The sequence below is a fragment of the Allomuricauda sp. CAU 1633 genome, from assembly GCF_017313225.1.
Lineage (GTDB): Bacteria > Bacteroidota > Bacteroidia > Flavobacteriales > Flavobacteriaceae > Flagellimonas.
In genome coordinates this window covers 955,945-981,460 of the sequence record NZ_JAFLNE010000002.1, presented here as the reverse complement: position 1 = coordinate 981,460, position 25,516 = coordinate 955,945, and the positions used below count along the sequence as shown (strand labels likewise).

23 protein-coding genes are annotated in these 25,516 nt (G+C 42.2%); 9 read left to right on the top strand and 14 right to left on the bottom strand.

From position 1 onward, the window contains the following. The first annotated feature begins 18 nt into the window (after positions 1–18). Both J0X14_RS09230 and J0X14_RS09225 read left to right on the top strand, forming a co-directional pair. On the top strand, positions 19–2,418 hold the full coding sequence (locus J0X14_RS09230; RefSeq protein ID WP_207097458.1) for a TonB-dependent receptor: 2,400 nt from the start codon (positions 19–21) through the stop codon (positions 2,416–2,418). 3 nt (positions 2,419–2,421) lie between these two features. Then, positions 2,422–3,315, top strand: coding sequence for a DUF4249 family protein (locus J0X14_RS09225; RefSeq protein ID WP_207097457.1), 894 nt, complete (start codon positions 2,422–2,424; stop codon positions 3,313–3,315). Between the two features lie 8 nt (positions 3,316–3,323). Here J0X14_RS09225 and J0X14_RS09220 read toward each other — a convergent pair whose 3' ends face one another. After that, complete coding sequence (locus tag J0X14_RS09220; RefSeq protein ID WP_207097456.1) at positions 3,324–4,643, bottom strand: GntP family permease; 1,320 nt, start codon at positions 4,641–4,643, stop codon at positions 3,324–3,326. Positions 4,644–4,699: 56 nt separating this feature from the next. Between J0X14_RS09220 and J0X14_RS09215 the strand changes: the two genes are divergently transcribed. Then, positions 4,700–4,939 carry a DUF6095 family protein gene (locus J0X14_RS09215; protein ID WP_207097455.1) on the top strand — a complete coding sequence of 80 codons (240 nt, stop codon included), beginning with the start codon at positions 4,700–4,702 and terminating at the stop codon, positions 4,937–4,939. Here the strand turns inward: J0X14_RS09215 and J0X14_RS09210 are convergent. Beyond that, entirely contained in the window at positions 4,936–5,640 is a 705-nt protein-coding gene (locus J0X14_RS09210; RefSeq protein ID WP_207097535.1) for a DUF4294 domain-containing protein, read from the bottom strand. The genes J0X14_RS09215 and J0X14_RS09210 overlap by 4 nt on opposite strands. A 102-nt stretch (positions 5,641–5,742) precedes the next feature. Here J0X14_RS09210 and J0X14_RS09205 point away from each other — a divergent pair, with 102 nt between their 5' ends. After that, positions 5,743–6,831, top strand: a complete 1,089-nt coding sequence (locus J0X14_RS09205) for a M42 family metallopeptidase (protein ID WP_207097454.1) — start codon at positions 5,743–5,745, stop codon at positions 6,829–6,831. A 141-nt stretch (positions 6,832–6,972) separates the two neighbouring features. After that, positions 6,973–7,521, top strand: a complete 549-nt coding sequence (locus J0X14_RS09200) for an NUDIX hydrolase (RefSeq protein WP_207097453.1) — start codon at positions 6,973–6,975, stop codon at positions 7,519–7,521. Here the strand turns inward: J0X14_RS09200 and hisS are convergent. From hisS to rpsF, 6 genes are all read right to left on the bottom strand, one after another. Continuing rightward, a complete protein-coding gene (gene hisS / locus J0X14_RS09195) occupies positions 7,505–8,893 on the bottom strand; it encodes a histidine--tRNA ligase (protein ID WP_207097452.1) in 1,389 nt (462 codons plus the stop codon). The genes J0X14_RS09200 and hisS overlap by 17 nt on opposite strands. Positions 8,894–9,023: 130 nt before the next feature. Continuing rightward, the gene (locus tag J0X14_RS09190) at positions 9,024–9,494 is read right to left on the bottom strand and encodes a DUF6495 family protein (protein WP_207097451.1); all 471 of its coding nucleotides are present in this window, start codon (positions 9,492–9,494) and stop codon (positions 9,024–9,026) included. A gap of 60 nt (positions 9,495–9,554) precedes the next feature. Next, entirely contained in the window at positions 9,555–12,686 is a 3,132-nt protein-coding gene (locus tag J0X14_RS09185; protein WP_207097450.1) for a carboxypeptidase regulatory-like domain-containing protein, read from the bottom strand. A gap of 98 nt (positions 12,687–12,784) precedes the next feature. Beyond that, positions 12,785–13,237 carry a 50S ribosomal protein L9 gene (gene rplI / locus J0X14_RS09180; RefSeq protein ID WP_207097449.1) on the bottom strand — a complete coding sequence of 151 codons (453 nt, stop codon included), beginning with the start codon at positions 13,235–13,237 and terminating at the stop codon, positions 12,785–12,787. 14 nt (positions 13,238–13,251) lie between these two features. Next, positions 13,252–13,548: a 30S ribosomal protein S18 gene (gene rpsR, locus J0X14_RS09175; protein ID WP_014031368.1), complete on the bottom strand. Its 297-nt coding sequence runs from the start codon at positions 13,546–13,548 to the stop codon at positions 13,252–13,254. A 4-nt stretch (positions 13,549–13,552) separates the two neighbouring features. Beyond that, positions 13,553–13,891 (bottom strand): 30S ribosomal protein S6, encoded by a 339-nt coding sequence (gene rpsF / locus J0X14_RS09170; protein ID WP_036385486.1) that lies wholly within the window; start codon positions 13,889–13,891, stop codon positions 13,553–13,555. A 235-nt stretch (positions 13,892–14,126) separates the two neighbouring features. Between rpsF and J0X14_RS09165 the strand changes: the two genes are divergently transcribed. Further along, entirely contained in the window at positions 14,127–14,819 is a 693-nt protein-coding gene (locus J0X14_RS09165; RefSeq protein ID WP_207097448.1) for a LytR/AlgR family response regulator transcription factor, read from the top strand. On the opposite strand, the gene priA is transcribed toward J0X14_RS09165, so the two are convergent. From priA to nadC, 4 genes are read right to left on the bottom strand one after another with little or no spacing between them, the layout of a single operon-like run. Beyond that, positions 14,820–17,276: a primosomal protein N' gene (priA, locus tag J0X14_RS09160; RefSeq protein ID WP_207097447.1), complete on the bottom strand. Its 2,457-nt coding sequence runs from the start codon at positions 17,274–17,276 to the stop codon at positions 14,820–14,822. It lies immediately after the preceding gene. Between the two features lies 1 nt (position 17,277). Further along, complete coding sequence (locus J0X14_RS09155) at positions 17,278–17,727, bottom strand: DUF2147 domain-containing protein (protein WP_207097446.1); 450 nt, start codon at positions 17,725–17,727, stop codon at positions 17,278–17,280. Further along, a complete protein-coding gene (locus tag J0X14_RS09150; RefSeq protein ID WP_207097445.1) occupies positions 17,702–18,682 on the bottom strand; it encodes a YihY/virulence factor BrkB family protein in 981 nt (326 codons plus the stop codon). The genes J0X14_RS09155 and J0X14_RS09150 overlap by 26 nt, the downstream gene beginning before the upstream one ends. After that, positions 18,683–19,540: a carboxylating nicotinate-nucleotide diphosphorylase gene (gene nadC, locus J0X14_RS09145; protein WP_207097444.1), complete on the bottom strand. Its 858-nt coding sequence runs from the start codon at positions 19,538–19,540 to the stop codon at positions 18,683–18,685. Positions 19,541–19,632: 92 nt separating this feature from the next. On the opposite strand from nadC, the gene rlmH reads away from it, so the two are divergent. Beyond that, the gene (rlmH, locus tag J0X14_RS09140) at positions 19,633–20,106 is read left to right on the top strand and encodes a 23S rRNA (pseudouridine(1915)-N(3))-methyltransferase RlmH (protein WP_207097443.1); all 474 of its coding nucleotides are present in this window, start codon (positions 19,633–19,635) and stop codon (positions 20,104–20,106) included. 212 nt (positions 20,107–20,318) lie between these two features. Here the strand turns inward: rlmH and serA are convergent, their stop codons facing one another. After that, complete coding sequence (gene serA / locus J0X14_RS09135; RefSeq protein ID WP_207097442.1) at positions 20,319–22,211, bottom strand: phosphoglycerate dehydrogenase; 1,893 nt, start codon at positions 22,209–22,211, stop codon at positions 20,319–20,321. A 246-nt stretch (positions 22,212–22,457) separates the two neighbouring features. Further along, positions 22,458–22,910 (bottom strand): methyltransferase family protein, encoded by a 453-nt coding sequence (locus J0X14_RS09130; protein ID WP_207097441.1) that lies wholly within the window; start codon positions 22,908–22,910, stop codon positions 22,458–22,460. 60 nt (positions 22,911–22,970) lie between these two features. On the opposite strand from J0X14_RS09130, the gene J0X14_RS09125 reads away from it, so the two are divergent. Then, a complete protein-coding gene (locus J0X14_RS09125; protein WP_207097440.1) occupies positions 22,971–23,552 on the top strand; it encodes a non-canonical purine NTP diphosphatase in 582 nt (193 codons plus the stop codon). Between the two features lie 140 nt (positions 23,553–23,692). Next, on the top strand, positions 23,693–25,441 hold the full coding sequence (locus J0X14_RS09120; protein ID WP_207097439.1) for a DEAD/DEAH box helicase: 1,749 nt from the start codon (positions 23,693–23,695) through the stop codon (positions 25,439–25,441). The last annotated feature ends 75 nt before the right edge of the window (positions 25,442–25,516 follow it).

The following is a 25,516-nucleotide window of genomic DNA, read 5'->3' as shown; positions in this document are numbered from 1 at the left end:
TTTAGGAAAACCTAAAAAATGCCGAATAGACATTTTGTCTTTTGTCTTGGCCTATTCCTTTGCAGTCTTTTTGCACAGGCGCAACAAAAGTTTACACTCAGCGGAACCATTTCAGAGGCTAATAGCAATGAGACTTTAATCGGGGTTACCATTGCATTTCCTGAGCTTAAAACCGGCGTTACCACCAACGAATATGGATTCTATTCCGTTACCCTTCCACAAGGGGAATACACGGTAGTGGTAAGCTATTTGGGATTTCAGGATGTGCGGGAGACCATCAACCTAAATTCCAATACTAAGCGTGATTTTAGTCTGGTTGAAGAGGCTGAACAATTAGAGGAAGTTGTTGTTTCCGATGATGTGGAACGGCTCGATATCCGCAAACCGCAGATGAGCGTCAACACCATGGCCGTACAGACCATAAAACAGATTCCTGTGGTGCTTGGAGAAGCAGACGTGATTAAGTCACTATTGCTTTTGCCAGGGGTTTCCAATGCCGGAGAAGCATCTTCAGGATTCAATGTTCGTGGAGGAGCAGTAGACCAAAACCTTATCCTTTTGGATGAAGCCACTGTGTTTAATACGTCACATTTGTTTGGGTTCTTTTCCGTTTTCAATCCTGATGCCATTAAAGATGTAAAGCTGTTCAAAGGAGGTATCCCTGCGCGCTATGGCGGAAGGGTTTCTTCCGTATTGGAAATATTTCAAAAGGAAGGAAATAGTAAAGATTTTAAGGTCAATGGGGGCATTGGTGCGGTTGCGAGTAGATTATTGTTGGAAGGGCCTATCCAGAAAGATAGAACCGCGTTTTTGGTTGGTGGAAGAGCTTCTTACGCCCATCTATTTTTGTCGTTATTTGACGTGGATAATAAGGCGTATTTCTATGACCTGAACGCCAAAATCAACCACAAAATCAACCATCGGAACAATATTTTTCTTTCAGGTTACTTTGGACGTGACCTGTTCAGCATCAGTGATCGGTTCGTGAATACCTATGGAAATGCTGTGGGGAACTTCAGGTGGAACCATTTATTTTCCGATAGGCTGTTTTCAAACCTGTCTCTTATCTATTCTGATTATTACTATGGTTTAGAGCTTGATTTCGTGGGGTTTGAGTGGGATTCGGGCATCCAAAACTTCAACCTAAAGTATGATCTAAAACATTATATAAACGATAAACTACAACTCAATTACGGTCTCAACAACACCTACTATGTGTTCAATCCCGGAAAAATAAAGCCCAACAGTCCAGATTCTGGGATTCTGGAAGAACAACTGACCAAAAAATACGCCAATGAGAACGCCATCTATGTCGATATTGAGCATCAGGTATCGGAAAATTTAAGTTTGGAGTACGGCCTTCGGGCCAGTCAATTCAACCGCTTAGGGCAGGATGAATTTTACGTTTATGAAAATGATAATCCCGTCATCTTTGACCCCTTTACCCTTGTTTACAAAGAGGCTACTCCCATTGACACCATAAATCCGGGGAGAAGTGGCACACTTAAAAAGTTTTTCAATCTAGAGCCCAGGGTATCCGCATCGTATAACTTTAACGGCAAAAGCTCTATTAAAGCAAGTTATACCCGACTGGCACAATATCTCCATCTTCTCTCGAACACTAGCTCACCCACTCCTTTGGATGTGTGGACCCCTAGTGGTCCTTTTACTGAACCCCAATTGCTGGATCAATACGCCTTGGGCTATTTTAGGAATATCAAAAATGGTGCTTTTAGTTTTGAGACCGAAGGCTTTTATAAGGATATCCAAAACAGGATTGATTATATTGATGGTGCGGACCTGATTGCCAATAATGCCATAGAGCAGGTGATATTAAATGGTGTGGCCAGAGCGTACGGGTTGGAATTTCTAATTCGGAAAAATGAAGGCCAATTCACAGGATGGCTGGCCTATACGTGGTCAAAATCGGAACAACGAACCCCCGGAAGGGACCTGGGCATAGACACAGGGCGCTCAGACCTTGAAACGGGCATCAATCAAGGCGAATGGTACAGCACTCCGTACGACAAAAGACACGACCTTTCCATTTATGGAAACCTTGAGCTCAATGAAAAGTGGAACTTCAATGCGAATTTTGTCTTTCAGACAGGACAGCCCACAAACTATCCCATTGGCCAGTTCGAGTTTGAAGGGCTCACAGTACCATACTACGGATTTAGAAACAAGGAGAGACTTCCGGACTACCATAGATTGGATGTATCGGCCAAATTAACCCCTAAACGAAACCAACGCAAAAAAATCCAATCTGAATGGGTGTTCAGCATCTACAATGTTTACAGTAGAAAAAATGCGGCATCCATCAATTTTAGAGAGAATGAGGATACCGGAAGGAACGAGGCAATTAGAACCTCCATTTTTGGAATCATTCCAGCCATAACCTATAACTTTAGATTCTAGCGTATGAAAAAAATAATCATCATTATAGGGGTCATTTTCATGTTTACGTCATGCGAAGATGTTGTGGACGTAGATTTACCTGATACCGAGCCCAGACTTATTGTTGAGGGATTATTGCGTGTGGATAAAAGCCAAGAATTTGTGGATGTTAGAATAACGATGCGGGAAACCAGCAATTTTTTCGAGGATAATCCAGCTACCCAAGTCGAAAGTCCGGTCATTACCTATGGTGTACCCACTAGGGATGGACTGTTTGAATGGTTAGCATTTTCAAATTTAACAGAGGAAACACCCGGAAGTGGCATTTATGTGCCAGATTTAAGCTTTACCTCAGACCAACGCATCCGCACTGCACAAGTGGAGCCTGGCGTATCTTTTATTTTGCAACTTAACCATAAGGGAAGACGGTACTACGCACGAACAGACTATGCCCCAACCGTTCCAATTGATAATTTGGAGCAGGGAGATGGAACCCTTTTCAACGAAGATGATACAGAAGTAGTTGTTACGTTTACGGACACCCCTGAACAAGATGATTATTATGTATTTGACTTCGATTTCGGTAATTTTCAAGCTGTGGATGACCAATTTTTCCAAGGGCAACAATTTCGATTTTCTTATTTCTACGATGATAACCTACAGGCCGGCAACGATATTTCTGTAAGTATTTTGGGAGCCACTGAGGACTTTTACAACTATATGGACCTTTTGGTGGAACAAACAGAAAATAATGGTGGTGTTTTTGAAACTCCTGTGGCCACGGTTCGTGGTAATGTTTTTGATATAACAGGTTTGGATAACATCAACATTTTTGACAACGTGGAACGACCAAACGACTATGCCCTTGGCTATTTTGCCGTTGCTCAAGAATTTGAAAGGAGCTTAACCATCGAATAAATAACATATCACAATAGGATATATAACAAGAGTATCACTAAAATACCTGTGATGCCTTGCACTAGGGTTCCCAAAGTATGCCCTCGCAATGCGATTTTTACATTAATATTGGAAAACTGGGAAACCACCCAAAAATAGCTGTCATTGATATGTGAAACCGTCATGGCCCCTGCCCCGACAGCCAAAACGGTCAAGGCTTTATCAGTGATGGACAACAACCCAAAGGTTTCCAATAAAGGAGCTATAATAGCGGATGTGGTAATAATGGCGACCGTGGATGACCCTTGTGCTGTTTTTAACACCGCAGCAATCACAAAGGCTATCAAAAGTCCACCGATACCCGAACTCGACTCCAAATTGATGATGGAAGCAATATCAATTGTTCGTAAAATGGCACCAAAGGCTCCTCCCGCTCCCGTAATCAAGACAATGGCTCCCGCTTGCTTAAACGCTTCCGCTACCCAAGCCTGTTTTTCCTTGGATGGTGTTTGTCTCCCCAATGAAAATGCAAAGAACACACCAACCAATAGAGCAATAATAGGACTTCCCAAAAAGTCCATGATTTTAAACACAACTCCTTCGCCCAATGGATAGGTAGGATAATTGACCAGAGATTTCATGGCTATCAAAATAATGGGGACAAGCAAGGGTAAAAAGGCTTGGAACGGTCTTACCGTGGATGGAACCTCTTCCTTTTCTTCCATGGCTTCAGCCATTTCATCTTCCTTGAGGGATTTACCAATAAAATGGGCCCAAAAATACCCCGAAATGGAAACGGGAATGGCCACCAAAAGCCCCAAAATCATCACCAAGCCCAAATCAGCCTCCAGTATGGATGCCGCTGCCAAAGGCCCAGGAGTGGGCGGCACAAATACATGCGCAGAATACAACCCAGTGGCCAAGGCAATGGCAAAAACCAAAGCGGGAATACCCGTTCTTCTGCTAATGGCCTTGTTCAAGGAGGAAAGGATAATAAACCCAGAATCGCAATACACCGGAATGGAAATTACAAATCCCGCCAAATTAATGGCCAACGGAGAGCGCTTTAATCCAATGAGTTTTAAAATACTATTGGCCAAGACCTGGGTGCTTCCAGTTTTCTCCAAATAGATTCCAATAACGGTCCCAAAAGCGATTACCAGTCCAATTCCGGAAAGTGTTTTTCCAAATCCTTCTGCAATCGTGCTCATAATATCCTGGGAATTCAGCCCCAATAGGAATCCTGATGCCACTGCCGCCAAAGTCAGGGAAAAAACGGGATGCATTTTAAACTTTACCGTGGCCACAATAATGAAAAGTACCACAAGGCCCAAAACGAGAAGTTCCATGGTCAATTTTTATGCGATATCCTCTAAATATAAGCTAATATTCCTACTTTGGTCCCATGAGGCGAACAGACAAGGAACTTTTGGTAAAAGGATTAAAATCGTTTGGTTATACCATTTTTTGTATGTTTTTAGGCCCAGTACTCTTTTATGAAGCCATTAAAAATGATGATAACCCTCTTTTCATTCCTGTGTTGATTTTGGGAATTCTGTTTGGAGGTTTAGCCATTTATTTAGGTTTTCGGTCCGTGAACATTGTTATGGACGCGGTCTTTGGGAAGAAGAAATCCAAAGACTAATTTTTAGTTTCCGGAGGAGTGTTTTTCCATTTGTTGCTCAGCTGGGCATAGTCGTAATCCAGCACCGATTTCTGCCGTTCCAGTTGATTGGCCGCAAAGGCACGTTGCAGAATGTCCTCAATCAAATAGTCTTCATGTATGCTTTCAGGGTGAAATTCTTCCTTTAAACTAATGCTAAACAAACTGGCCGTAGTATTATACCAAAAGGCCCGCCATCCACTGCGAAGTTCTTTTACCAAATCAAATCCGGTTGTCCCTGTTTGCCGATAGATCAATTTTACCAAAATTTGGCCTTCGGTACGGGTTAGTTTTTTGAGCTCTTCCGAGAACTCCTCCTCAATAAACTTCTGCACCTTTTTGGTATACCTGCGCTGGTGTCTCCTTTTTTTGATATGCTTCAAGCTATCGTTCAGTTCCACCAAACGTTCCGCTGCCAATTTTGCATACGGATACACTTTTAAGGTCTTCCGACGTAAAATAAGATATCGTATCCTTTCATTTTTATCAGCAAATTCCAGTTTACCAAAGATGTAGACTTCATCCAGTTCAATAGAGCTGTGAAGAATGGAATCCCCTTCAAACCGAACATAAAAATCAGCAATGGAATCATTGGGATTCAACACAGAATCATTTTCAATCTCCTGTGAAAATCCTAGGGCGCTAAAAGCGATAAAAACAACAAGAATATACGTTCTCAACATCCGGTTCATTGCTCAAAAGTCTTGCCAAAAGTAAAGATAAAGGTAAGATTTGGTTATTAAATAAAAGTGAATATTAGTATGTTTGTGGACTAAATTAAACACATGGCAGCAGGAAAAATCATCAACGAGAAATCGCTTACGTTCCTTGAAAAATACTTGAACAATCCCTCTCCTACGGGTTATGAGTGGGAAGGGCAGAAAATATGGATGGAATATCTAAAACCGTATGTGGATGACTTCATTACGGATACTTACGGGACCGCGGTAGCTGTTATTAATCCTGATGCCAAATATAAGGTCGTCATAGAGGGTCATTCCGACGAAATCTCTTGGTATGTCAATTATATTACCGACAACGGTTTGCTTTATGTCATCCGAAATGGGGGCAGCGACCATCAAATTGCACCTTCAAAATGGGTAAATATCCATACCAAAAATGGCATTGTTAAGGGCGTTTTCGGGTGGCCAGCTATCCATACCAGGGACAAAGCCAAAGAGGAAACCCCAAAAATTGAGAATATTTTTATCGATATAGGCGCCAAGGACAAGGAAGAAGTAGAGAAAATGGGCGTACACGTGGGATGCGTCATCACTTACCCAGATGAATTCCACACATTGAACAAGGATAAGTTTGTTTGTCGCGCTTTGGATAACCGTGTCGGAGGTTTTATGATTGCAGAGGTGGCCCGGTTGCTACATGAAAACAAGAAGGAACTTCCTTTTGGACTGTATATTACCAATTCCGTTCAAGAAGAAATTGGATTGCGTGGTGCTGAGATGATCACACAGACCATTAAGCCCAACGTGGCCATTGTTACCGATGTATGCCACGACACCACTACGCCTATGATTGACAAAAAGAAAGAAGGCGAGATATTAATTGGTTCCGGCCCTGTGGTTTCGTATGCCCCAGCGGTGCAAAACAAGCTTCGCGAACGTATTTTGGAAACGGCCGAAACTAAAAAGATACCATTCCAGCGATTGGCAGCTTCCCGATATACCGGAACGGACACTGATGCCTTTGCTTATAGCAATGGCGGTGTGGCCTCAGCTTTGATTTCGTTGCCGTTGCGCTATATGCACACTACGGTTGAGACCGTGCACAAGGATGATGTTGAAAATGTGATTCGTTTGATCTACGAAACTTTGTTGACCATCAAAGAGGGCGAGACATTCAGTTATTTTGATTAATAGAGTAAGCGTCAGTTCGAGTGAGATTCCGAAGGAATTTTGTATCGAGAACTGGTAGTTTTGAAAACGAAACCTATTCTCGATACAATTTTTCTTCATTTCATTTCGAAAAATCACTCGAATTGACGATTTTGTATTTGCATGGATGAACAGGTCGACATTTTGGATGAGCATGGAAACCCAACGGGAGAATCCTGCTTAAAATCCGAAGCGCACCAAAAAGGACTGCTGCACCCTACTATTCATGTTTGGCTCTACACCAGAGACGGTAAGGTACTCATTCAACAACGGGGAAGACATAAGGAAACCCATCCATCCCTTTGGGATGTTTCCGTTGCGGGACATGTGTCGTCTGGAGAAGACATTAAAGTTGCCGCCGTTCGCGAGGTTGCCGAAGAGGTTGGTTTAGCCATTTCTGAATCGGATTTGGAGCCTATCGGAACTTTTAAGGCAATCCATCAGATATCGGAGGATTTTATTGATGCCGAATTCCACCATGTTTTTATCTGTGAACTCAAAACACCATTAAATCGACTGACCAAACAAGATAGTGAAGTGGATGCTTTGGACTTGGTTCCTCTACTCCAATTTGCCGAGGAAACTTGGGGAATGGCCAATACTGGGAAATATGTACCCCATGGCGTTGATTACTATAAAACCATCATTAAAGAAATCAAAAAGCGGCTCTAACGGTTTCTGCGAACTGCTCAGCTTCATCCAATTTATAAGCCTTTTGGTCACCTGTCTTCATATTTTTGACCACAAAATTGCCTTCGGTGAGTTCCTGTTCCCCTAAAAGAATCACATAGGGAACTCCTCGCTTATCGGCATATTTAAACTGCTTCTTCATTTTGGCATCTGTGGGATATAGATCAGCTCGAAGCCCTGCTTTTCGGAGAGATGACACTAATTTAAGCCCTGCCATACCTTCTCCTTTTCCGAAATTAAGGCAAAGCACATCCAAAGACGTATCCAAACTATCAGGGAAGAGGTTCAATTCCTCCAAGACCAGATAGATTCTATCCAATCCAAAGGAAATTCCAACACCACTTACATCTTTCAAACCAAAAATGCCGGTGAGGTCATCATAGCGACCGCCGCCGCCAATGGAGCCCATGCTAACGCCTTCTGGGGCTGCAACTTCAAAAATGGCACCTGTGTAGTAGTTCAGTCCGCGGGCCAAAGTGACATCCAACTGTAGGCTTGCAGATTGCAACCCCACGGCTTCAACCGTGTTTATGATTTCTTCCAAATCTACCACTCCCTGTAGGCCAATTTCTGATTCGGATAGCAATGTTTTTAATTCCGCTAGTTGTTCAAAAGCTGAACCCAACATAGAAAACAGGGGTTGGGCCTTGGCAATCGCCGCTTCGGATATGCCCTTTTCCAACATTTCAGCTTTTACCTTCTCCTCTCCTATCTTATCGAGCTTATCCAAAGCAACTGTGAAATCTATCAAGAGATGTTTGGCCCCAATAACTTCGGCAATCCCAGAAAGAATTTTTCGGTTGTTGATTTTGATGGTGGTTCCCTTCAATTCCAAATCGGTGAAAACAGCATCGTACAGTTGTACAAATTCCACTTCCTGCAACAGGGAATTGGCACCGACCACATCGGCATCGCATTGGTAAAACTCACGAAAACGACCTTTTTGAGGTCGGTCTGCTCGCCAAACAGGTTGTATTTGATAGCGTTTAAAGGGAAAATCAATCTCGTTTTGGTGCATCACCACATAACGGGCAAAGGGTACGGTAAGGTCGTAACGCAGCGCTTTTTCCGAAATTTTTGGTGTCAAGGAAGCTGAGTTCTTGGAACTATAGGTTACGTCATCCACTTTTGAGATAAAATCCCCGGAATTCAGAATTTTAAAAATCAATCTATCCCCTTCATCTCCATATTTCCCCATTAAGGTCTCTGAATTTTCAAAAGAAGGCGTCTCAATAGGCTGGAAACCATAGGTTTCAAAATGTTTTTTGATGGTCTGGATGATATAGTTACGCCTGGCTACTTCAGCTGGTGAAAAATCTCGGGTTCCTTTAGGTATGGATGGTTTCTGTGCCATTTAGACATTTATATGGTTCAAATACCTTCCCACTCGGTTCGAGGACCAAGACCGGTACATTTTTATTGCGCAAATATCGAGTTATTTAATGATTTTCCAAATCTTGAAGTATCTCTAAAAACAAAAGTGTTTACTCCATAATCTGCTCAAACCACTGGTAGAGTTCGCCTTTGGTAATGACCGCGCCTTGTTTTATAATTTCAAACTTGTCTACGTTCTTATCCTCGTTATAGGCTTTGGATGCAGTAAGGTACTCCACAAAATCGGATTGGAAATTACGTTTGAACCAGTCGAAACCCACTTTGGTACGTAGGTCAATTTCTGGATTCATGACTTTCACTGAAAGGAGTTTCATTTCTTTCTCGGTCAAATGAAAGAGGTGCATGTGGCGTTCAGAAACATTTTCCAGATATTCCACTTTGGAAAGTACCCCTTCCCAAATCAAATCACTGAATACATCTATCTCTTCTTCAGCTACCTCAGGCTTCTCTTTTTTAATGGTTTTCCACTCTTCCGCTGTAATGGACTGTGTAGCCAAAAAATTGATGAATTCCGGATGCAGTTCCTCCAATTGTTCCTTTGAGAGTCTTTTGTACTTCATGCTGCAAAAATAAAAAAGGCCGCGCTATTGCGCAGCCTTTCCATAGTATTTCTGCTGTGGTTAGTTGAAAATATAGCGCACTCCAAATTGTGCTTGCCATCTGGATAGTAAACTGGTATCTGAACTGAAAGTTTCAGTCAGGTTTGGGTCGAAGGTATAGGTTGGATTGTTGTTATCGTCAACCGTAACCCCAAGAACTTGCTGGTTGGTGGGGATGTCGATAATACCCCACTCAGAACTGATCAGATTACCCACATTCAAGACATCCAGACTTAACTGCAAGGTATTTTTTGGAGCCAATTTAATATCCTGAAGAATTTTAAGGTCCCAGCGACCTCTCCAAGGCGCCAAGGCACCATATCGCTCTGCATATTGCCCTCTGTTTTCACTCAAATAATCATCTTGTTGGATGAAAGCTTCGAAGGCTTCGGCCTGTCCCGCTCCGCTAAAAGTCATTTGACCTACTTCAGCAGCAGTGGGAATATACAGTAAATCGTTGATGCTAGACCCATCTCCATTGATATCACCTCCATACAAATAATTGAATCGACCTCCTTGCGCATACTCAAAAAAGGTGGAGACCGTGGTTCCTGTTTTAAAGGCTTTGGAAATAACCCCTATAAACCGATGGGTATCTCCGTATCTGGAATACGAAAGCACATCGTCGTTGGCATTGGCGGTAATTGCATTGGCTGCAAAGGCATCTCCAGTGATTTCCGCTTCAATGGAGTTTACGTCTTTAGAGTTCAAATAGCTATAGGCCAAGCTTGCATATAACCCGTTGTCCCAAGTTTTTTGTCCTTTGAATACCGCATTCCATATTCTTCCTTTATCCGAGTTGGAAAACACATAGGCATTGTTGATTAAATCATCTGGACCGTAAATTGGTCTGTTGTCAACACCTTGCAACGTTTCTGAAGGAGGTAAAAGACCCCAGTTTTGTACATGGGGACCATTGATATCTTTGGAATACGAAAAATCCGTTGTCAAAACAACGCCATTTTCCATGCGGTAATCTGCTCCTAAACTTGTTCTCCAAACCTGTGGCCATTTGAAGTCTGGGTCCACCACCTGATAAAAGAAAACATTGGGGTTGGCTATTTGATTTCCAAGCCATACAAATGGGAAACGCCCCGTGAAGATTCCGGAACCACCCCGCAACTGGAATGAATTATCACCGTGAACATCCCAGTTGAATCCTACTCTGGGAGAAATCAACCAATCATCCGTTGGCATTTTGGTCGAATCAAAAAATACAGTCTCACCATTATTAGGATTCACATAGGGAATATCGGGCACATAAGCTGCTGCCACATCAATAACATCCTGGGCTTTTTCTGAAGAATCAAAATACAAAGGTTTGTCAACCCGAATTCCATAGGTGAGCTTAAAATTCTCGGTGGCATTCCATTCATCTTGTACATAAAAAGCCATTTGGCCCACATTGGTCTCGGCCAAGGCCCATCCACCCAAATTTCCTTCTCCGGCAGCATTTAGGGCGTTATCGGCGGCAATCGCAGTATTAAATGCATCCTGATAAAAGGCCACCAAACTTGCTTCATTGTTTGGGTCTCTAAAATCTGCTATGGAACCTGTAGGGAAAAATACCCCTTGTGCCCCATAAACCCCCAGATTGAAGGAGTTGTCAAATTCAAATCTTTCAAAGGAGAAACCCACTGTGAAGGTGTGGTCGCCTTTAAAAAAGTTTAAATTATTGGTTAACTGGAATACTTTCTGGTCCAAACGGTTGTTGATTGAAAAGGGTTCATGACCTGCAATAATATAGTTGGAACTTCCATTCTCATCCAATAGTGTAATGGTTGGGGCCGGAGTTGACTTCGGGTTTCTGAAATCATCAAAATGCGTATACCCAATCTGTAATTTGTTGATTGCCTCGTCAGAAAGCGTGGAGTTCAATTCCAATTGAACGGATTGAATCTTGTTGTTAATTTGGTATCCTGCATTTTCAAACTGAAGGGTGGATAAGTTGGGACCCCTGAAGCCCAATGCCGTTGGGTGTGCCGGTTTTTCCTTGGAAGCATCCAAGAAATTATAAATAATGGCCAATCTGTTATTTTCATTGATGTTCCAGTCCAACTTGAAGATTCCCTTTGTGGACTCTTGGTCAAAATTGAAGCCCTCGAACCTTCCTGGATCATAAAATTGTCCATTACCGATGGAGACTTGGCTCAATATATTGGAAACCAGCTCAAAATCCGAAGCCGAAACCCTAGATTCATTGATACTTCCCGTTCCTCGGTTTGGCACAAAGCCCGCACTTCCCAAATCGGTACGGTCATCTTTCTCAAAATTGGCAAAGAAGAACAGTTTGTTCTTTACAATGGGCCCTCCGATACTGATACCATATTGGGTTTGACTCAAATCTGCTTTGAACACATCATCGCCCTTTATTTTACCTCCGGTAAGATCTTCATTTCTATAGAACCCATAAACCGTTCCGTAGAATTCGTTGGTACCACTCTTGGTCACAGCGTTTACAGAAGCTCCCGTAAAACCGGATTGTGTAACATCATACGGCGCAGTGGTTACTTGAATTTGATCAATAGCATCTATGGAGATGGGGTTGGCATCGGTCTGCCCGCCAGGTTGGGCGGCATCCAACCCAAAAGGGTTGTTGAAAATGGCCCCATCCAGCGAGAAATTATTGAATTGATCGTTTCGTCCTCCAAAGGAACCGTTGCTTGCGGTGGGCTCCAAACGTGTAAAGTCGTTAGTGGATCTGGAAATTGTGGGTAACCGCGTCAATTCCCTGCGACCTACGCTGGTTTCGGCCCCGGTTCGGTCACTACCAAAAGTACCTGACTGATCGGAAACGACCACTACTTCATCCAATTGTTGATTGTCCGGAACAAGGGTTACATCAAAGTTAAAGGTTTTACCAAGCGTTAGGAAAACATCGTTTTGGGTATTGGTCTTGAAACCTACATACGATATGGTAACCTCATAAGGTCCCCCTACTCTAAGGTTTAATAGGTTGTAGCGGCCTTCTTCATTGGTTATGGCGCCGTAACGTGTTCCTGTTGGGGTATGCACGGCAACTACATTGGCCCCCAATAACGGTTCCTGTTGGTCGTCAAGTACGGTTCCCCTAATGTTTGAGGTAGTAACTTGAGAAATTGCTGAAGTGAGCACCAAAAAAAACAGCACTCCCGTAGATAAGAGTTTCTTCATACGTGTTGAGTTTAAGTTGTTTGAGTGCTGACAAGATAGACAAAAAAAAGAGCTATGCACGCATAGCTCTTAACAAGTTATTAACGAAAAAATAATGTTTATTTCGCTTCGGCAATCACTTCAAAAGGAAACTCAACAATAACTTCTCTGTGAAGTCTGATGACTGCTTCATAAGGTCCTACCCTTTTAATGGCTCCACCTTTAATATTGATAAACTTTCTATCAATTTGGTGTCCTTCTTTGTCCAATGCGGCAGCAAGGTCAATTGTGGTTACAGAACCGAACAATTTATCACCTGCTCCAACCTTGGCTGGGATGCGGATTTCCAATTGTTTTAGGGCTTCCGCTGTTTTATTGGCCTCATCAATGATTTTCTTCTCTTTGTGGGCTCTTTGCTTTAGGTTCTCTGCCAAAACTTTTTTGGCAGAAGGTGTGGCCAAAGCGGCCAATCCTTGAGGGATCAAAAAGTTTCTGCCGTAACCGTTCTTTACGGAAACGATATCATCCTTAAATCCCAAATCCTGTACATCTTCTTTTAGAATAAGTTCCATTCTTCGGTATTTTTTTATTTCAACATATCGCCTACGTACGGCATTAACGCTAGGTGGCGTGCACGTTTAACAGCTTGTGCCACTTTTCTTTGGTATTTCAAGGAAGTACCGGTAAGTCTTCTTGGAAGCAATTTTCCTTGCTCGTTTACCAACTTCATCAAAAAATCCGGGTCTTTGTAATCAATATACTTAATGCCAGATTTTTTGAACCTACAATACTTCTTTTGCTTGCTGGTCTCAATGTTGAGCGGGGTCAAATATCTGATTTCCCCGTCTTTCTTGGATTTTGCTTGTTGTTCAATAGATGCCATAACCCTATGCGTTTGCTTTTAATTTGGTTCTTCTTTTTTCTGCCCAAGCAATTGCATGCTTGTCCAGCTTAACGGTCAAGAAACGCATAACGCGCTCATCTCTCCTAAACTCTAGTTCGTAAGGTCCAATGGCCTCACCGGGAGCTTGGAATTCAAACAAGTGGTAAAACCCACTTTTTTTGTGCTGAATGGGATAGGCCAATTTTTTAAGTCCCCAGTCTTCTTTGGAGACCATTTTGGCACCATTCTTAATCAAGAAATCCTCAAATTTCTTGACTGTTTCCTCTATCTGTGTTTCAGACAGAACGGGATTCAAAATGAAAACAGTTTCGTAATGGTTCATATAATATATTTTAAAGGAGCGCAAAATTAGTAATATTTCCTTCACCCTGCAAGAAAACCAAAAAAACTTCGTTTAAAGTACAAGAGTTATTAACAAAAGTGAACCCTTTAAACCTACATATCGTATATGGTAATATACACAACAAAATAGACCATGTTTACATCTTTTGTTGCGCTTAAACGTCTTTTTTGTGTAATTTGCCGATGATTTAAAACCCTACAAATCACCCCATTCTATGAAATTAAAAAGTATAATTGTAGACGATTCCTCCATGCAGCGTATGGCCGTTGCAAAATTGGTCAACAATCATCCACATCTTGCTTTGGTTGCTGAGTACAGCAACGCCATTGAAGCAAAAAATGGCCTCAAGAATCATGAAGTAGATTTGATTTTCTTGGACGTTGAAATGCCCATTATTAGTGGTTTCGACCTTTTGGAGGCCCTAGAGAACCCACCACAGGTCATCTTAATTACTGGAAAACCTGATTACGCACTTAAAGCTTTTGACTACGACGTAACCGATTACCTTCACAAACCCATCACTCTGGCCCGTTTTGAAGCTTCTGTAAAAAGAGCCGTTGCCAAATACGAACAAATGAATCGTGTTGATGAGGATGAAGAGCACATTTTTGTAAAGAGCAACCTTAAAAAACGTAAGGTTATCCTAAATGATATTAAATGGATCGAGGCATTGGGAGATTATATCAAGTTGGTGACTGATGAAGCCAACATCGTAATCCTTTCCACCATGAAATCTTTCGAAAAGCAATTGCCCGCCGAAAAATTTCTACGTATCCATAAATCTTATATTGTGAATCTGGAGAAGATTGAAAAATTCAACAGCAAAAATGTTGAAGTAGGGGGAAGACAGATTCCATTGAGTAGAAACAAAAAGACTGAATTGGCCGAAGCATTGGCCAATGTATAACTAAATGTGGTCCACATTGTAGACCAGTCTTACACTTTTATACTTGGAAATAGCATTAAAGGATTTTTCAATCCGTTTAATGCTATTTTTTGTTTGTGCCAATGATTGTCTCTTGGGTATTTTAATTAATATGTTCTTTAGATAATCCCTTCGGATGCGCGCCACTGGGGGATATTCAGGGCCCAAAATCTGGTGTCCCAGTACATTCCTGAGGGAATCGGCCACCCATTGGGCCGCTTCATTCAATGTGTTGAAATCCCTAGCCTTCAAGGTTACTTTAATGATGCGCACCACGGGTGGATATTTAAACTGCTCCCGCTCATATACCTGTTCGGCAAACATTTTCGCATAATTGTTGGTAGTCACCTGCTGCAATATTTGATGATAAGGATTATAGGTCTGAATAAGCACCTTACCCCGTTTTTGAGTCCGCCCTGCCCTGCCCGCCACTTGGGTCAGCATTTGAAAACTTCGTTCATGGGCTCGGTAATCTGGAAAATTCAGCATGGAATCCGCGTTCATGATGCCCACCAAACTTACATTTCTAAAATCGAGCCCTTTCGTCACCATTTGAGTACCCACCAAAATATCCATCTCTTGGTTTTCAAAGGCTGAAATGATTTTTTCATAGGCGTATTTTCCGCGGGTGGTATCCAAATCCATTCGACCCACCGATACTTTGGGAAAAAGTTGGTGGAGTTCCTCCTGAATCTGTTCCGTACCGAAGCCTTTGTTGTCCAAAGTAGCACTTCCACAAGCAAGGCAAGCTTGCTGCAACGCCATATGATAACCGCAATAATGGCATCGTAGTTGGTTTCTATGCTGATGGAACGTCAAACTAACATCGCAATTGGGACATTGGGCCACATGTCCGCAGGTGGTGCATTCTACCACTGGGGCAAATCCCCTTCGATTCTGAAAAAGAATCACCTGCTCCCCTTCTTCCAAAGCTTCTTCAATCGCTTTGAGCAAGGTTTCGGAAAAATGACCTTTCATTCGCTTTTTCCGAGTGGCTTCCTTGATATCGACCAAATTGATGTCCGGCATCAAAACATCTCCATATCGATACTGGATGGATGCATAGCCATACTTTCCCTTTTTGGCATTGTCCATGCTTTCAATGCTGGGTGTGGCCGAACCTAAAATTACATCAGCCTTATGCAAAGAAGCCAAAACAATGGCTGCATCACGTGCATGATATCGTGGTGCCGGGTCAAATTGCTTGAAAGAGCTTTCATGCTCCTCATCCACTACGACCAAACCCAAATTGGAAAAAGGTAAGAACAAAGAAGAACGGGCGCCAATGACAATTTGTGCCTTTTCGGCTTCGGCCAAGACATTGTTCCAAACCTCCACTCGCTCATGGATGCTATATTTTGAATGGTACACCGATACTTTGTGCCCAAAATAATGCCGTAGTCGATTAATCAATTGGGAAGTCAATGCAATTTCAGGTAGCAGGTACAGGGCTTGCTTACCCTCTTCCAAGCACTGCTGAATGAGTTTTACGTACACCTCGGTTTTCCCAGACGAGGTGACCCCATGCAGGAGAACGGGTTTATTTTGACCAAATCCAGCCTGGATATCCTCCAGCGCTTTGGTTTGATGTTCATTCAACCCAATATTTTCAGATTCCTCGGATTCTTCTTTATAATCCACCCGATCCTTACGGATTTGATATTCTTTCAGAATATTTTTATCTATCAGGGCTTTGATGACTGCTCTGGAGGCACCACTTTCTTTTTCAAGGTCATCAATGGGAATGGGTTTGTTGTTCTTGACCCGTATTTGAAAAAGTGACAGCACCACCTGACTCTGTTTGGGAGCTCGGGAAAGTTCATTGAGCAGCTCTTCCAATTGGGCTTCATCATCATATACATCCGAAAGCTTTACATACCGCACCAATTTGGGTTTGTACTGCTCATACAGTTCCTCCTTTTGGTTCACCACCCCTTTTTGCACCAATCGGTTGACCAAGGAGAGCACGTGTTTTTTGTCAACGATATCGCTGATTTCCCCAATTTTAAGGGCGGTTTGATGTTGCAGGGCTTCATATACCAAGAATTCATCGTCCTTGAGCCCCATTTCATCAACATCAGCTTCTTTGTTGGGCATGACCAAAGTCTCACTTTCCAGCAAAAAGGCACTGGGAAGGGCACTACGGATGACTTCTCCCAAGGTGCACATATAATATTGGGCTATCCACTCCCAATGCTTTAGTTGGAATGCATTCACCAGGGGCGTTTCATCCAAAATCTGATAGATTTCTTTGGCATCATAAGCCGTTGGAGCATTGCTGTGGGTGCGGTATACCAGTGCCGTATAAATCTTGGATTTCCCAAAGGGTACAGCCACCCGCATACCAGGTTGTAAAAAATCTGCTTCCTGTTGGGTGATCTTATAGGTAAAAAGACGTTCCAGGGGAATGGGCAGTACAACATCCAAAAAATAATCCATATTATTCCTCCTTAACCCGATACCAAGTCTGTGTTCGATACAAAAAGGCCAAATATCCCCGTACTTTCAATTGATTGTCATTATCGGGGTCCAGCCACAGCTTGCCTCGAAATTTCATACCGTGTTCTGGGTCCAACATCTTGTTCCCTTTATATTCGTCCTTGTGATTTTTTTCAAGGTCTTGAAAAATATGCATGCCTAAAATGGGCTTATTTTTGAATTCGTCATCGCACTTTGTGCAGATGGCATCTTCCTTGCCCTTTTCCAAAACCTGCACAATTTTGGCCTGTAGCAGCCCATTCTCATTGTAGATATGAACAATGGCCTTGGCTATTCCGCTTCGGTCATCAACGGTTCTCCACTTTCCAAATACGGTTTGTCCTGATACCGCTTGAAAAACAAGAAAAAACAGTGGCAGTATCCATTTAAGGGACATCTTTTTGCTTTTCATGCTGTTTTTTTAATGAATTAAGGGTGGCATTCAGTTCAAATCCCAATAGGAGAATATTGGAATTCAGCCAAATGAACACCATCAAAATCAACAATCCTCCCAGCGCCCCATAAAGTTCGTTATATCGGGCAAACTTTTCTACATAAATCCCGAAAAGATATGAGGTGAGCACAAACAGCAGGGTGGTCATTAAGGCACCTGCTGAAAAGAATCTAGCCTTGCGTCCTTCAGCCGTTCCAAAAAAGTATAGTATGGACGTGGTCAAATATGAGAGCACCATAAAAAACAGGATTTTGGCCAATTGGATTCCCACCGTGTCCCCTTTTTCAATATCGGTCCCAAAGGTCTTTCCAAAGTACTCACTGGTATATTCCACAATATAGAACTCAAAATACACAAAGGCCACAGCTCCCACAATCAATAAAATGGAAAGAATCAACCCTACCATTAAGGCGTAGGCATATTGACGAAAAAAATTCCGGGTCAACTCTACATGGTACGAGTTTTCAAACCCTCCAAAAATGGCATTTACCCCATTGGCCACCAAAAAAATGGAAACCAAGAAAGCAGAGGATAGCAACCCTCCTTGCTTTTGATCTTTAATCTGCTGATAGATGTCCCCAAAGTAATCTCCAGTGGCAGACGGCAGAAAAGATTCCAAAAAAAGGAGAAACTGGGCGTCAAAGTTTTCATTTCCCACTCGCACATACGGAATCACGAAAGGAATGAGCGTCACCATAAAAATGAGCAAGGGAAACAAGGCCATAAAAACGCTAAATGCGATGGAACTGGCACGGGTAGATACGGCACCTTTTACGATACCAACCACATACATTTCCATTAAATCGTAAAAAGAGAGCCCCTCGAAAGCCTTTAGCTTTATGTTTTTTAATAACCGTACCAACCAATTGATGACGGGTATTTTTTCTAATTGCTCTTCTATGGCTACAGACATTTAAACGGCTTTTAAACTTAGGTCCATATTGTAAACGGAATGGGTCAATGCCCCAGAGGAAATATAATCTACCCCACATTCAGCATATTTTCGGATGGTATCTTCATTGATTCCACCAGAGGACTCGGTAAGGCATTGATCTCCAATCAAATTGACCGCTTTTTTAGTGTCCTCGTAATTAAAATTGTCCAACAGAATGCGGTACACCCCTTGGGATTGGAGAATTTCTTCGACCTCATTCAAATTCCGGGCCTCCACAATAATTTTTAAATCTTTGCTGCTTTCCTTCAAATACTGTTGCGTTTTCTGGATGGCTTTGGTAATACCCCCAGCAAAGTCGATATGGTTGTCTTTGAGCATGATCATATCATACAAAGCAAATCGGTGGTTCTCCCCTCCCCCAATTTTAACAGCCCATTTCTCCAGTGCCCTGATTCCTGGAGTGGTTTTTCGGGTATCCAAAATTTTGGTGCCTGTTCCTTCCAAAAGGTCAACATATTGTTTGGTTTTGGTGGCTATGGCACTCATCCGCTGCATGGCATTGAGTACCAAGCGTTCGGCCTTTAAAATGTTTTGGGAGCTTCCCTCCACATAAAAAACAATATCTCCATATTTTACAAGGCTGCCATCGGTTATCAATACCTCAACTTGCAATTCAGGGTCAACTTTTTGGAACACCTGCTTTGCAAAATCAACACCGGCAATAATGCCTTCGTCTTTGACCAATAATTTGGCCTTTCCAGTCGCTGAAGTAGGAATACAGGCCAAGGAACTGTGGTCGCCATCACCTATATCTTCCCGAATTGCATTGGCTATGATTAAATCAAGTTCGTTTTGAAATTGTTCTTCGGATATCATCCAACAGTGGTTTTAACGAAAATAGTAAAAACATTGCTGCTTCTCCACGATTCCCATTGCGATGTATTTCACTTTAAACCTTATTTTTGGGTATGCAGATTACTTTGATTGCCATTGGAAAAACGGATAGTTCTGACTTGGAACAACTTATATCAATTTATGAGAAGCGGTTACAACATTATATAAAGTTCCAGTTCCAAATTATTCCCGACATCAAAAACAGCAAAAACCTTTCCGAGGCCCAACAAAAGGAGAAAGAAGGTGAATTGATATTGGGTCAACTTCAATCCTCAGACATCTTAGTGCTTCTTGATGAACGTGGAAAACAGTACACTTCTGTTGAGTTTTCCCAATTCCTTCAGAAGAAGATGAACAGTGGCATCAAAAACTTGGTTTTGGCGATTGGGGGCCCGTATGGTTTCAGTGAAACCGTGTACGCTAGAGCCAATGGGAAAATAAGCCTTTCCAAAATGACCTTTTCCCATCAGATGGTACGTTTGTTTATGGTGGAACAGTTGTATCGAGGGTTCACTATTTTACGGAACGAGCCGTATCATCATCAATGATAAAAGTTCAAACTCAAGACCGCTTCGCTCAAAGATTCAAGAGAAAAGACAGTCTATTAGTTCTTGAACTTTAGCTTGTTTTTGGGATTTGTTGACCGGTTATTCGATTACTGTGTTACTCAGTTATTAGGTTATTGAGTATTGTCTCGTGTCTTTTCTCTTTCGTCTTGATTCCTTGAGTCTTGACTCTTGATACTTGACACTTGAGCTTCCTAATAAAGTACCCTGAACTTAATCGTGTTCTCCACATTTTTCAGTGCCTTAACCACCTCTTTGTCATATTCCTTATCCAAATCAGTGATTACGTAGCCCACTTCTGGGTCGGTGGACAGGTATTGTCCGGTAATGTTCAAGCCATATTTGGCCAATACCTCATTAATCTTGGCCATGATTCCCGGTACATTTTTATGGATATGTAAGAATCGGTGTGCCTTATTCTGTTTAGGCAATCTGATATTCGGGAAATTCACAGCATCAACTGTGTTTCCAGAATTGATGTAATCCATAATCTTATTGGGGACAAAATCCGCTATATCCCGTTGGGCCTCTTCCGTACTTCCCCCAATATGCGGGGTCAAAATAACATTGGACAAACCTTGTAGAGGCGTTGAGAATTCGCCGTTGCTACGTGGTTCGGACGGATACACATCAATAGCAGCCCCACCCAATTTTCCACTTTTTAAAGCGGCAGCCAAAGCATCAATATCCACCACAAAACCTCTAGAAAGATTAATGAGCTTGGCACCATCTTTCATTTGGTTGATCTCGCGTTCCCCGATAAAGTTTTTGTTGGCCTTGTTATCATCCACATGAAGCGTAACTACATCCGAAATGGACAAAAGGTCTTCCAAAGTACTGCATTTAACCGCGTTACCAAGAGCCAATTGGTCATTTACATCGTAATAATACACCTTCATCCCCATGGCTTCGGCTAAAACGGACATTTGCTTACCAATGTTACCATAACCAACAATCCCAAGGTTTTTGCCACGTACTTCTTGTGACCCTGCGGCTGTTTTGTTCCATTCACCGTTGTGAATCTCTGTACTACGCGGAAAAATGCTACGCATTAGCATGATGGTCTGCCCTATAGCGAGTTCCACTACAGAACGCGTGTTGCTGTAAGGCGCATTGAAAACCACCACCCCTTTTTTCTTGCTATATTCCAAGTCAATCTGGGTAGTTCCAATACAAAACGCACCTACCACCAATAATTTGTTGGCGGCATCCAAAACCTTTTGGGTCACTTGGGTCTTGGAGCGGATTCCCAAAACATGCACGCCCTTGATGCGCTCAATGAGCTCTTCTTCGGGAAGACTGTGCTTTACAAGTTCAACAGAAAAGCCTTCTTCCGAAAGATTCTCAAAAGCGGCCGGGTGTACATTTTCCAGTAAAAGGATCTTGATCCTATTTTTGGGATAGGATAGGTTTCTTGGTAAATCGTTCACAAATAAAAATTCATCTAAGTTAGGCGCAACGTGGTCGGCATTGTTCGTAGCCTTTTCACGATGCACATTTTCAGTATACGCAAAAAACTTATGGGCTATTCCAGCTTCACGCATCACATAATCACTGTAGCCATCTCCAATGACCTGGACCTCTCCGTCCAAATCAAGTCGTTTTAAGCACTCTATTTTTCCATTGTGGGAAGCCAACACATTGGTCTCGTCAAACCCAGTAATGTTCCCTTCTTCATCAAAGGTAAAGGTATTGGCGTAAACGCGGTCCGAAGGGATGTTGTACTCCTCAACAATAGGGTCAATAAACTCCTTGAATCCACAGGATATCACATAAATATCTTCAGAAAATTCATGGAAGAAGTCCTTGTTTGTTGCAATGGATTTAGAGATTTTTTGCCGGAGTTCGACCACCAACTTTTCCAAATCGCTCTTATGGGCCTTTAATAGACGAATTCTTCGTTCCAGGGATTCTGTAAACGAGATGTCACCATCAATCCCCAAATTGGTAATATGCTGTATTTCAGCAACAATCTCTTCCCTTTTAGGGTTGCCCTGAAGGGTCATCTCCGCCAGCACATCCAACGCCTCTACCCGAGTAAGGGTACTGTCAAAATCAAAAACATATTTGCGCCCTGTTTCCACCATGGATAGCTACAAAAAATTAAGGCGTAAAATTAAACATTAATTCCATCCTTATAATCGGAAGTTATCAAAAACCTTACACATTTGTGGATAAATCAAAAATCCGCTACGATTTGTTTCAAATGGTACCTAAAACTCATCGTTTTGCAATGAGGTGATACATAAAGATCAAGTTCAAGAATCAAGTTCAAGTTCAAATACCCTACTTCTGACCTCTGACTTCTGACTTCTGACTTCTGACTTCAAACATCAAAACCACCTACGTGTGAGCTTACAGTAGAGCGTATACTCCTTGCCGAACTTTTCCAATAGCACTTTTTCTTCCGGTATGATCTGAAAATGGTTTATCCAATACACAAAACCCGCAGCCAAAAGCGTGTTGAAGGCATTGCCCAGTTTCAATCCAAATGCCAGCAAAAATAACAACATCCCCAAATACATGGGATTTCGAGTGAAGTTGTAAATACCTTTTACGACCAAACTGCTTGCTTTTTCCAAATGTAAAGGATCAGTGGTTGTCCGTTTTTTGCCAAACTGGACCACTGCTATCAAAATGACCAAAAATCCCAACCCAAAAAGAAAGTAGGCAAGTTCCTCTCTGCCAAAAAAGTTAAAACTCCCAAACGGAAGAAACCGAGCCAACAGGTACATAAATCCTCCAAAAATCACCATCACCAATGCAGGTGGTATCCAAAATTTCATACTTCAAAGTTTACATTTCGAAATTACTATTTTTGATGCGCAATTGAATCATTAGTCGCTTTGAAACTCATTTTTGCAACCCATAACGACCATAAATTAAAGGAAGTCCAACAGCTACTTCCCGAATCCATTGAACTACTTTCCCTAAAAGACATCCAGTGCTTTAACGAAATTCCAGAAACTGGCGAGACCTTAGAGGAAAATGCCAAAATTAAGGCCGATTTTGTTACCCAAACCTATGGTTTGGATTGCTTTTCGGACGATACGGGTTTATTGGTCAATACTTTGGATGGAGCACCAGGTGTTTATTCTGCTCGATATGCTGGTGAGCAAAAAAATGCTGTAGATAATATGACCAAGCTTTTATTGGAATTGGATGGGAAAGAAAACCGCCAAGCCCACTTCAAAACGGTCATCCATCTGAATCTTGAAGGGGTAAGCTATACGTTTGATGGCATTGTGGAAGGCACCATCACCACTGAGCAGTACGGTTTAGGGGGATTTGGCTACGATCCTATTTTTAAACCCAATGGATATAACCAAACGTTTGGGGAACTTTCTTCGGAAACCAAAAATGCCATAAGCCATCGTGGAAGAGCCATTCAGAAATTGGTAAACTTTTTAAAAAACAGGACTTTATAGTCGCCACCGTATAAATTTAGCGTACATTTGCCGCTTTATTAACGCCGCCGGTATGGGCAAGGTGTTGCGCTGGGCTTAAAGGTTATACAGGAATCGCTCTATGCAACACAACATATTTGCGATTTAAGGTATACACCGCTATGACAAAATTTGAAGCCTTGGGGTTGGATCAACCCCTATTGGATGCTATTTCCGATCTTGGATTTGAAACCCCTTCTGAAGTTCAGGAAAAATCAATCCCAATTTTATTGGAGCAAGACACCGATTTGGTGGCCTTGGCACAAACAGGAACTGGAAAAACCGCTGCTTTTGGTTTTCCCATGATTCAAAAAATACATGCTGAGAGCAGAACCACCCAAGGTCTGATTCTCTCCCCCACACGTGAACTTTGTTTGCAGATTACCAACGAACTCAAATTATACTCCAAATACGTAAAAGGACTGAGCACTGTGGCCATTTATGGCGGTGCCAGCATTACGGAACAGGCCAAACAAATTAAAAGAGGAGCACAAATTGTTGTCGCTACCCCTGGCCGAATGAAAGATATGATCGGTCGCGGAATGGTGGACATTTCCAAGATTGACTATTGCGTTTTGGATGAAGCCGATGAAATGTTGAACATGGGCTTCTATGAAGACATCAAGGATATTTTGTCCAACACACCACAAGAAAAATTAACGTGGTTGTTCTCAGCAACCATGCCGAAGGAAGTGGCTTCCATTGCTAAAAAATTCATGCACCAACCGGTTGAAATCACCGTTGGAACCAAAAATGCAGGAGCATCCACCGTTCAACATGAGTATTATGTAGTAGGTGGTCGTGATCGCTACTCAGCATTGAAACGTTTAGCCGATGCCAACCCCGGAATTTTTTCTGTGGTTTTTTGTAGAACCAAACGCGATACGCAACGTGTAGCCGAAAAATTGATTGAAGACGGCTACAACGCGGGAGCACTTCATGGCGATTTAAGCCAAAACCAACGTGATTTGGTGATGAATGCTTTCCGAAAAAAGCAAGTACAGATGTTGGTAGCCACCGATGTTGCGGCAAGAGGTATTGATGTGGATGATGTGACCCACGTGATCAACTACCAACTCCCTGATGAGATTGAAACCTACACCCACCGAAGTGGCCGTACCGGTAGAGCTGGGAAATCTGGAATTTCAATGGTTATTGTTACCCGTTCCGAGCTTCGGAAAATCAAGACCATTGAAAAAATCGTCAAGCAGGATTTTATTGCTAAAAAGATTCCAACGGGTATTGAAATCTGCGAGATACAATTGTACCACTTAGCCAATAGAATCAAAGACACCAAAATCAACAAGGAAATTGATGCCTATTTGCCTGCCATCAATGATGTTTTGGAAGGTATCGACCGAGAGGAACTCATTAAAAAGATGGTCTCTGTTGAGTTTACCCAATTTTCCAATTACTACAGCAAGACCAAGGACCTAAATACATCGGAAAGTGGCCGTGAAAGTGTATCGAAAGGAAATGCCGACTCGGATAATAGTGGTTCAGTACGTTATTTTATCAACATTGGGGAACGAGATGGTTACGACTGGATGTCGCTAAAAGATTTCCTTCGGGACACCTTAAATCTTGAAAAAGAAGACATTTATAACGTAGACACCAAGGATAGCTTCTCATTTTTCAACTCTGATGCACAGCTTACGGATTTTATCCTTCAGACCTTCACCGAATTCAAGGTAGATGGGCGCTTTATCAATGTTGAAGTTTCCACAAAACCTGGAGGTCAAGGTAAAGGAGGACGAAAAAGAGACCGGAAACGTGGTAATCGCAAAAGTGGTGGAAACAAATCCTTTAAAGGAGGCAAAAAAGGAGGTTACGGTAAAAAAGGAGGCAAAAAGAGACAGGGCTTTTATTAGTTAATTCTATATTAAATGGTAAGGGGCTCCTATTTATTTTTCTTTGTTTAGTACTTTTATACCTACAAAGATTGC

Bases quoted from the DNA above. Each gene is read 5' to 3' on its own strand.
- J0X14_RS09155 (WP_207097446.1), bottom strand. From the start codon at position 17,727: ATGAAAAGCAAAAAGATGTCCCTTAAATGGATACTGCCACTGTTTTTT.
- J0X14_RS09225 (WP_207097457.1), top strand. From the start codon at position 2,422: ATGAAAAAAATAATCATCATTATAGGGGTCATTTTCATGTTTACGTCA.
- J0X14_RS09130 (WP_207097441.1), bottom strand. From the start codon at position 22,910: ATGAAATTTTGGATACCACCTGCATTGGTGATGGTGATTTTTGGAGGA.
- J0X14_RS09120 (WP_207097439.1), top strand. From the start codon at position 23,693: ATGACAAAATTTGAAGCCTTGGGGTTGGATCAACCCCTATTGGATGCT.
- hisS (WP_207097452.1), bottom strand. From the start codon at position 8,893: ATGGCACAGAAACCATCCATACCTAAAGGAACCCGAGATTTTTCACCA.
- J0X14_RS09210 (WP_207097535.1), bottom strand. From the start codon at position 5,640: ATGTTGAGAACGTATATTCTTGTTGTTTTTATCGCTTTTAGCGCCCTA.
- J0X14_RS09150 (WP_207097445.1), bottom strand. From the start codon at position 18,682: ATGTCTGTAGCCATAGAAGAGCAATTAGAAAAAATACCCGTCATCAAT.
- serA (WP_207097442.1), bottom strand. From the start codon at position 22,211: ATGGTGGAAACAGGGCGCAAATATGTTTTTGATTTTGACAGTACCCTT.
- J0X14_RS09230 (WP_207097458.1), top strand. From the start codon at position 19: ATGCCGAATAGACATTTTGTCTTTTGTCTTGGCCTATTCCTTTGCAGT.
- rpsR (WP_014031368.1), bottom strand. From the start codon at position 13,548: ATGGCATCTATTGAACAACAAGCAAAATCCAAGAAAGACGGGGAAATC.
- J0X14_RS09215 (WP_207097455.1), top strand. From the start codon at position 4,700: ATGAGGCGAACAGACAAGGAACTTTTGGTAAAAGGATTAAAATCGTTT.
- J0X14_RS09205 (WP_207097454.1), top strand. From the start codon at position 5,743: ATGGCAGCAGGAAAAATCATCAACGAGAAATCGCTTACGTTCCTTGAA.
- J0X14_RS09165 (WP_207097448.1), top strand. From the start codon at position 14,127: ATGAAATTAAAAAGTATAATTGTAGACGATTCCTCCATGCAGCGTATG.
- J0X14_RS09185 (WP_207097450.1), bottom strand. From the start codon at position 12,686: ATGAAGAAACTCTTATCTACGGGAGTGCTGTTTTTTTTGGTGCTCACT.
- priA (WP_207097447.1), bottom strand. From the start codon at position 17,276: ATGGATTATTTTTTGGATGTTGTACTGCCCATTCCCCTGGAACGTCTT.
- J0X14_RS09220 (WP_207097456.1), bottom strand. From the start codon at position 4,643: ATGGAACTTCTCGTTTTGGGCCTTGTGGTACTTTTCATTATTGTGGCC.
- rplI (WP_207097449.1), bottom strand. From the start codon at position 13,237: ATGGAACTTATTCTAAAAGAAGATGTACAGGATTTGGGATTTAAGGAT.
- rlmH (WP_207097443.1), top strand. From the start codon at position 19,633: ATGCAGATTACTTTGATTGCCATTGGAAAAACGGATAGTTCTGACTTG.
- J0X14_RS09200 (WP_207097453.1), top strand. From the start codon at position 6,973: ATGGATGAACAGGTCGACATTTTGGATGAGCATGGAAACCCAACGGGA.
- rpsF (WP_036385486.1), bottom strand. From the start codon at position 13,891: ATGAACCATTACGAAACTGTTTTCATTTTGAATCCCGTTCTGTCTGAA.
- nadC (WP_207097444.1), bottom strand. From the start codon at position 19,540: ATGATATCCGAAGAACAATTTCAAAACGAACTTGATTTAATCATAGCC.
- J0X14_RS09190 (WP_207097451.1), bottom strand. From the start codon at position 9,494: ATGAAGTACAAAAGACTCTCAAAGGAACAATTGGAGGAACTGCATCCG.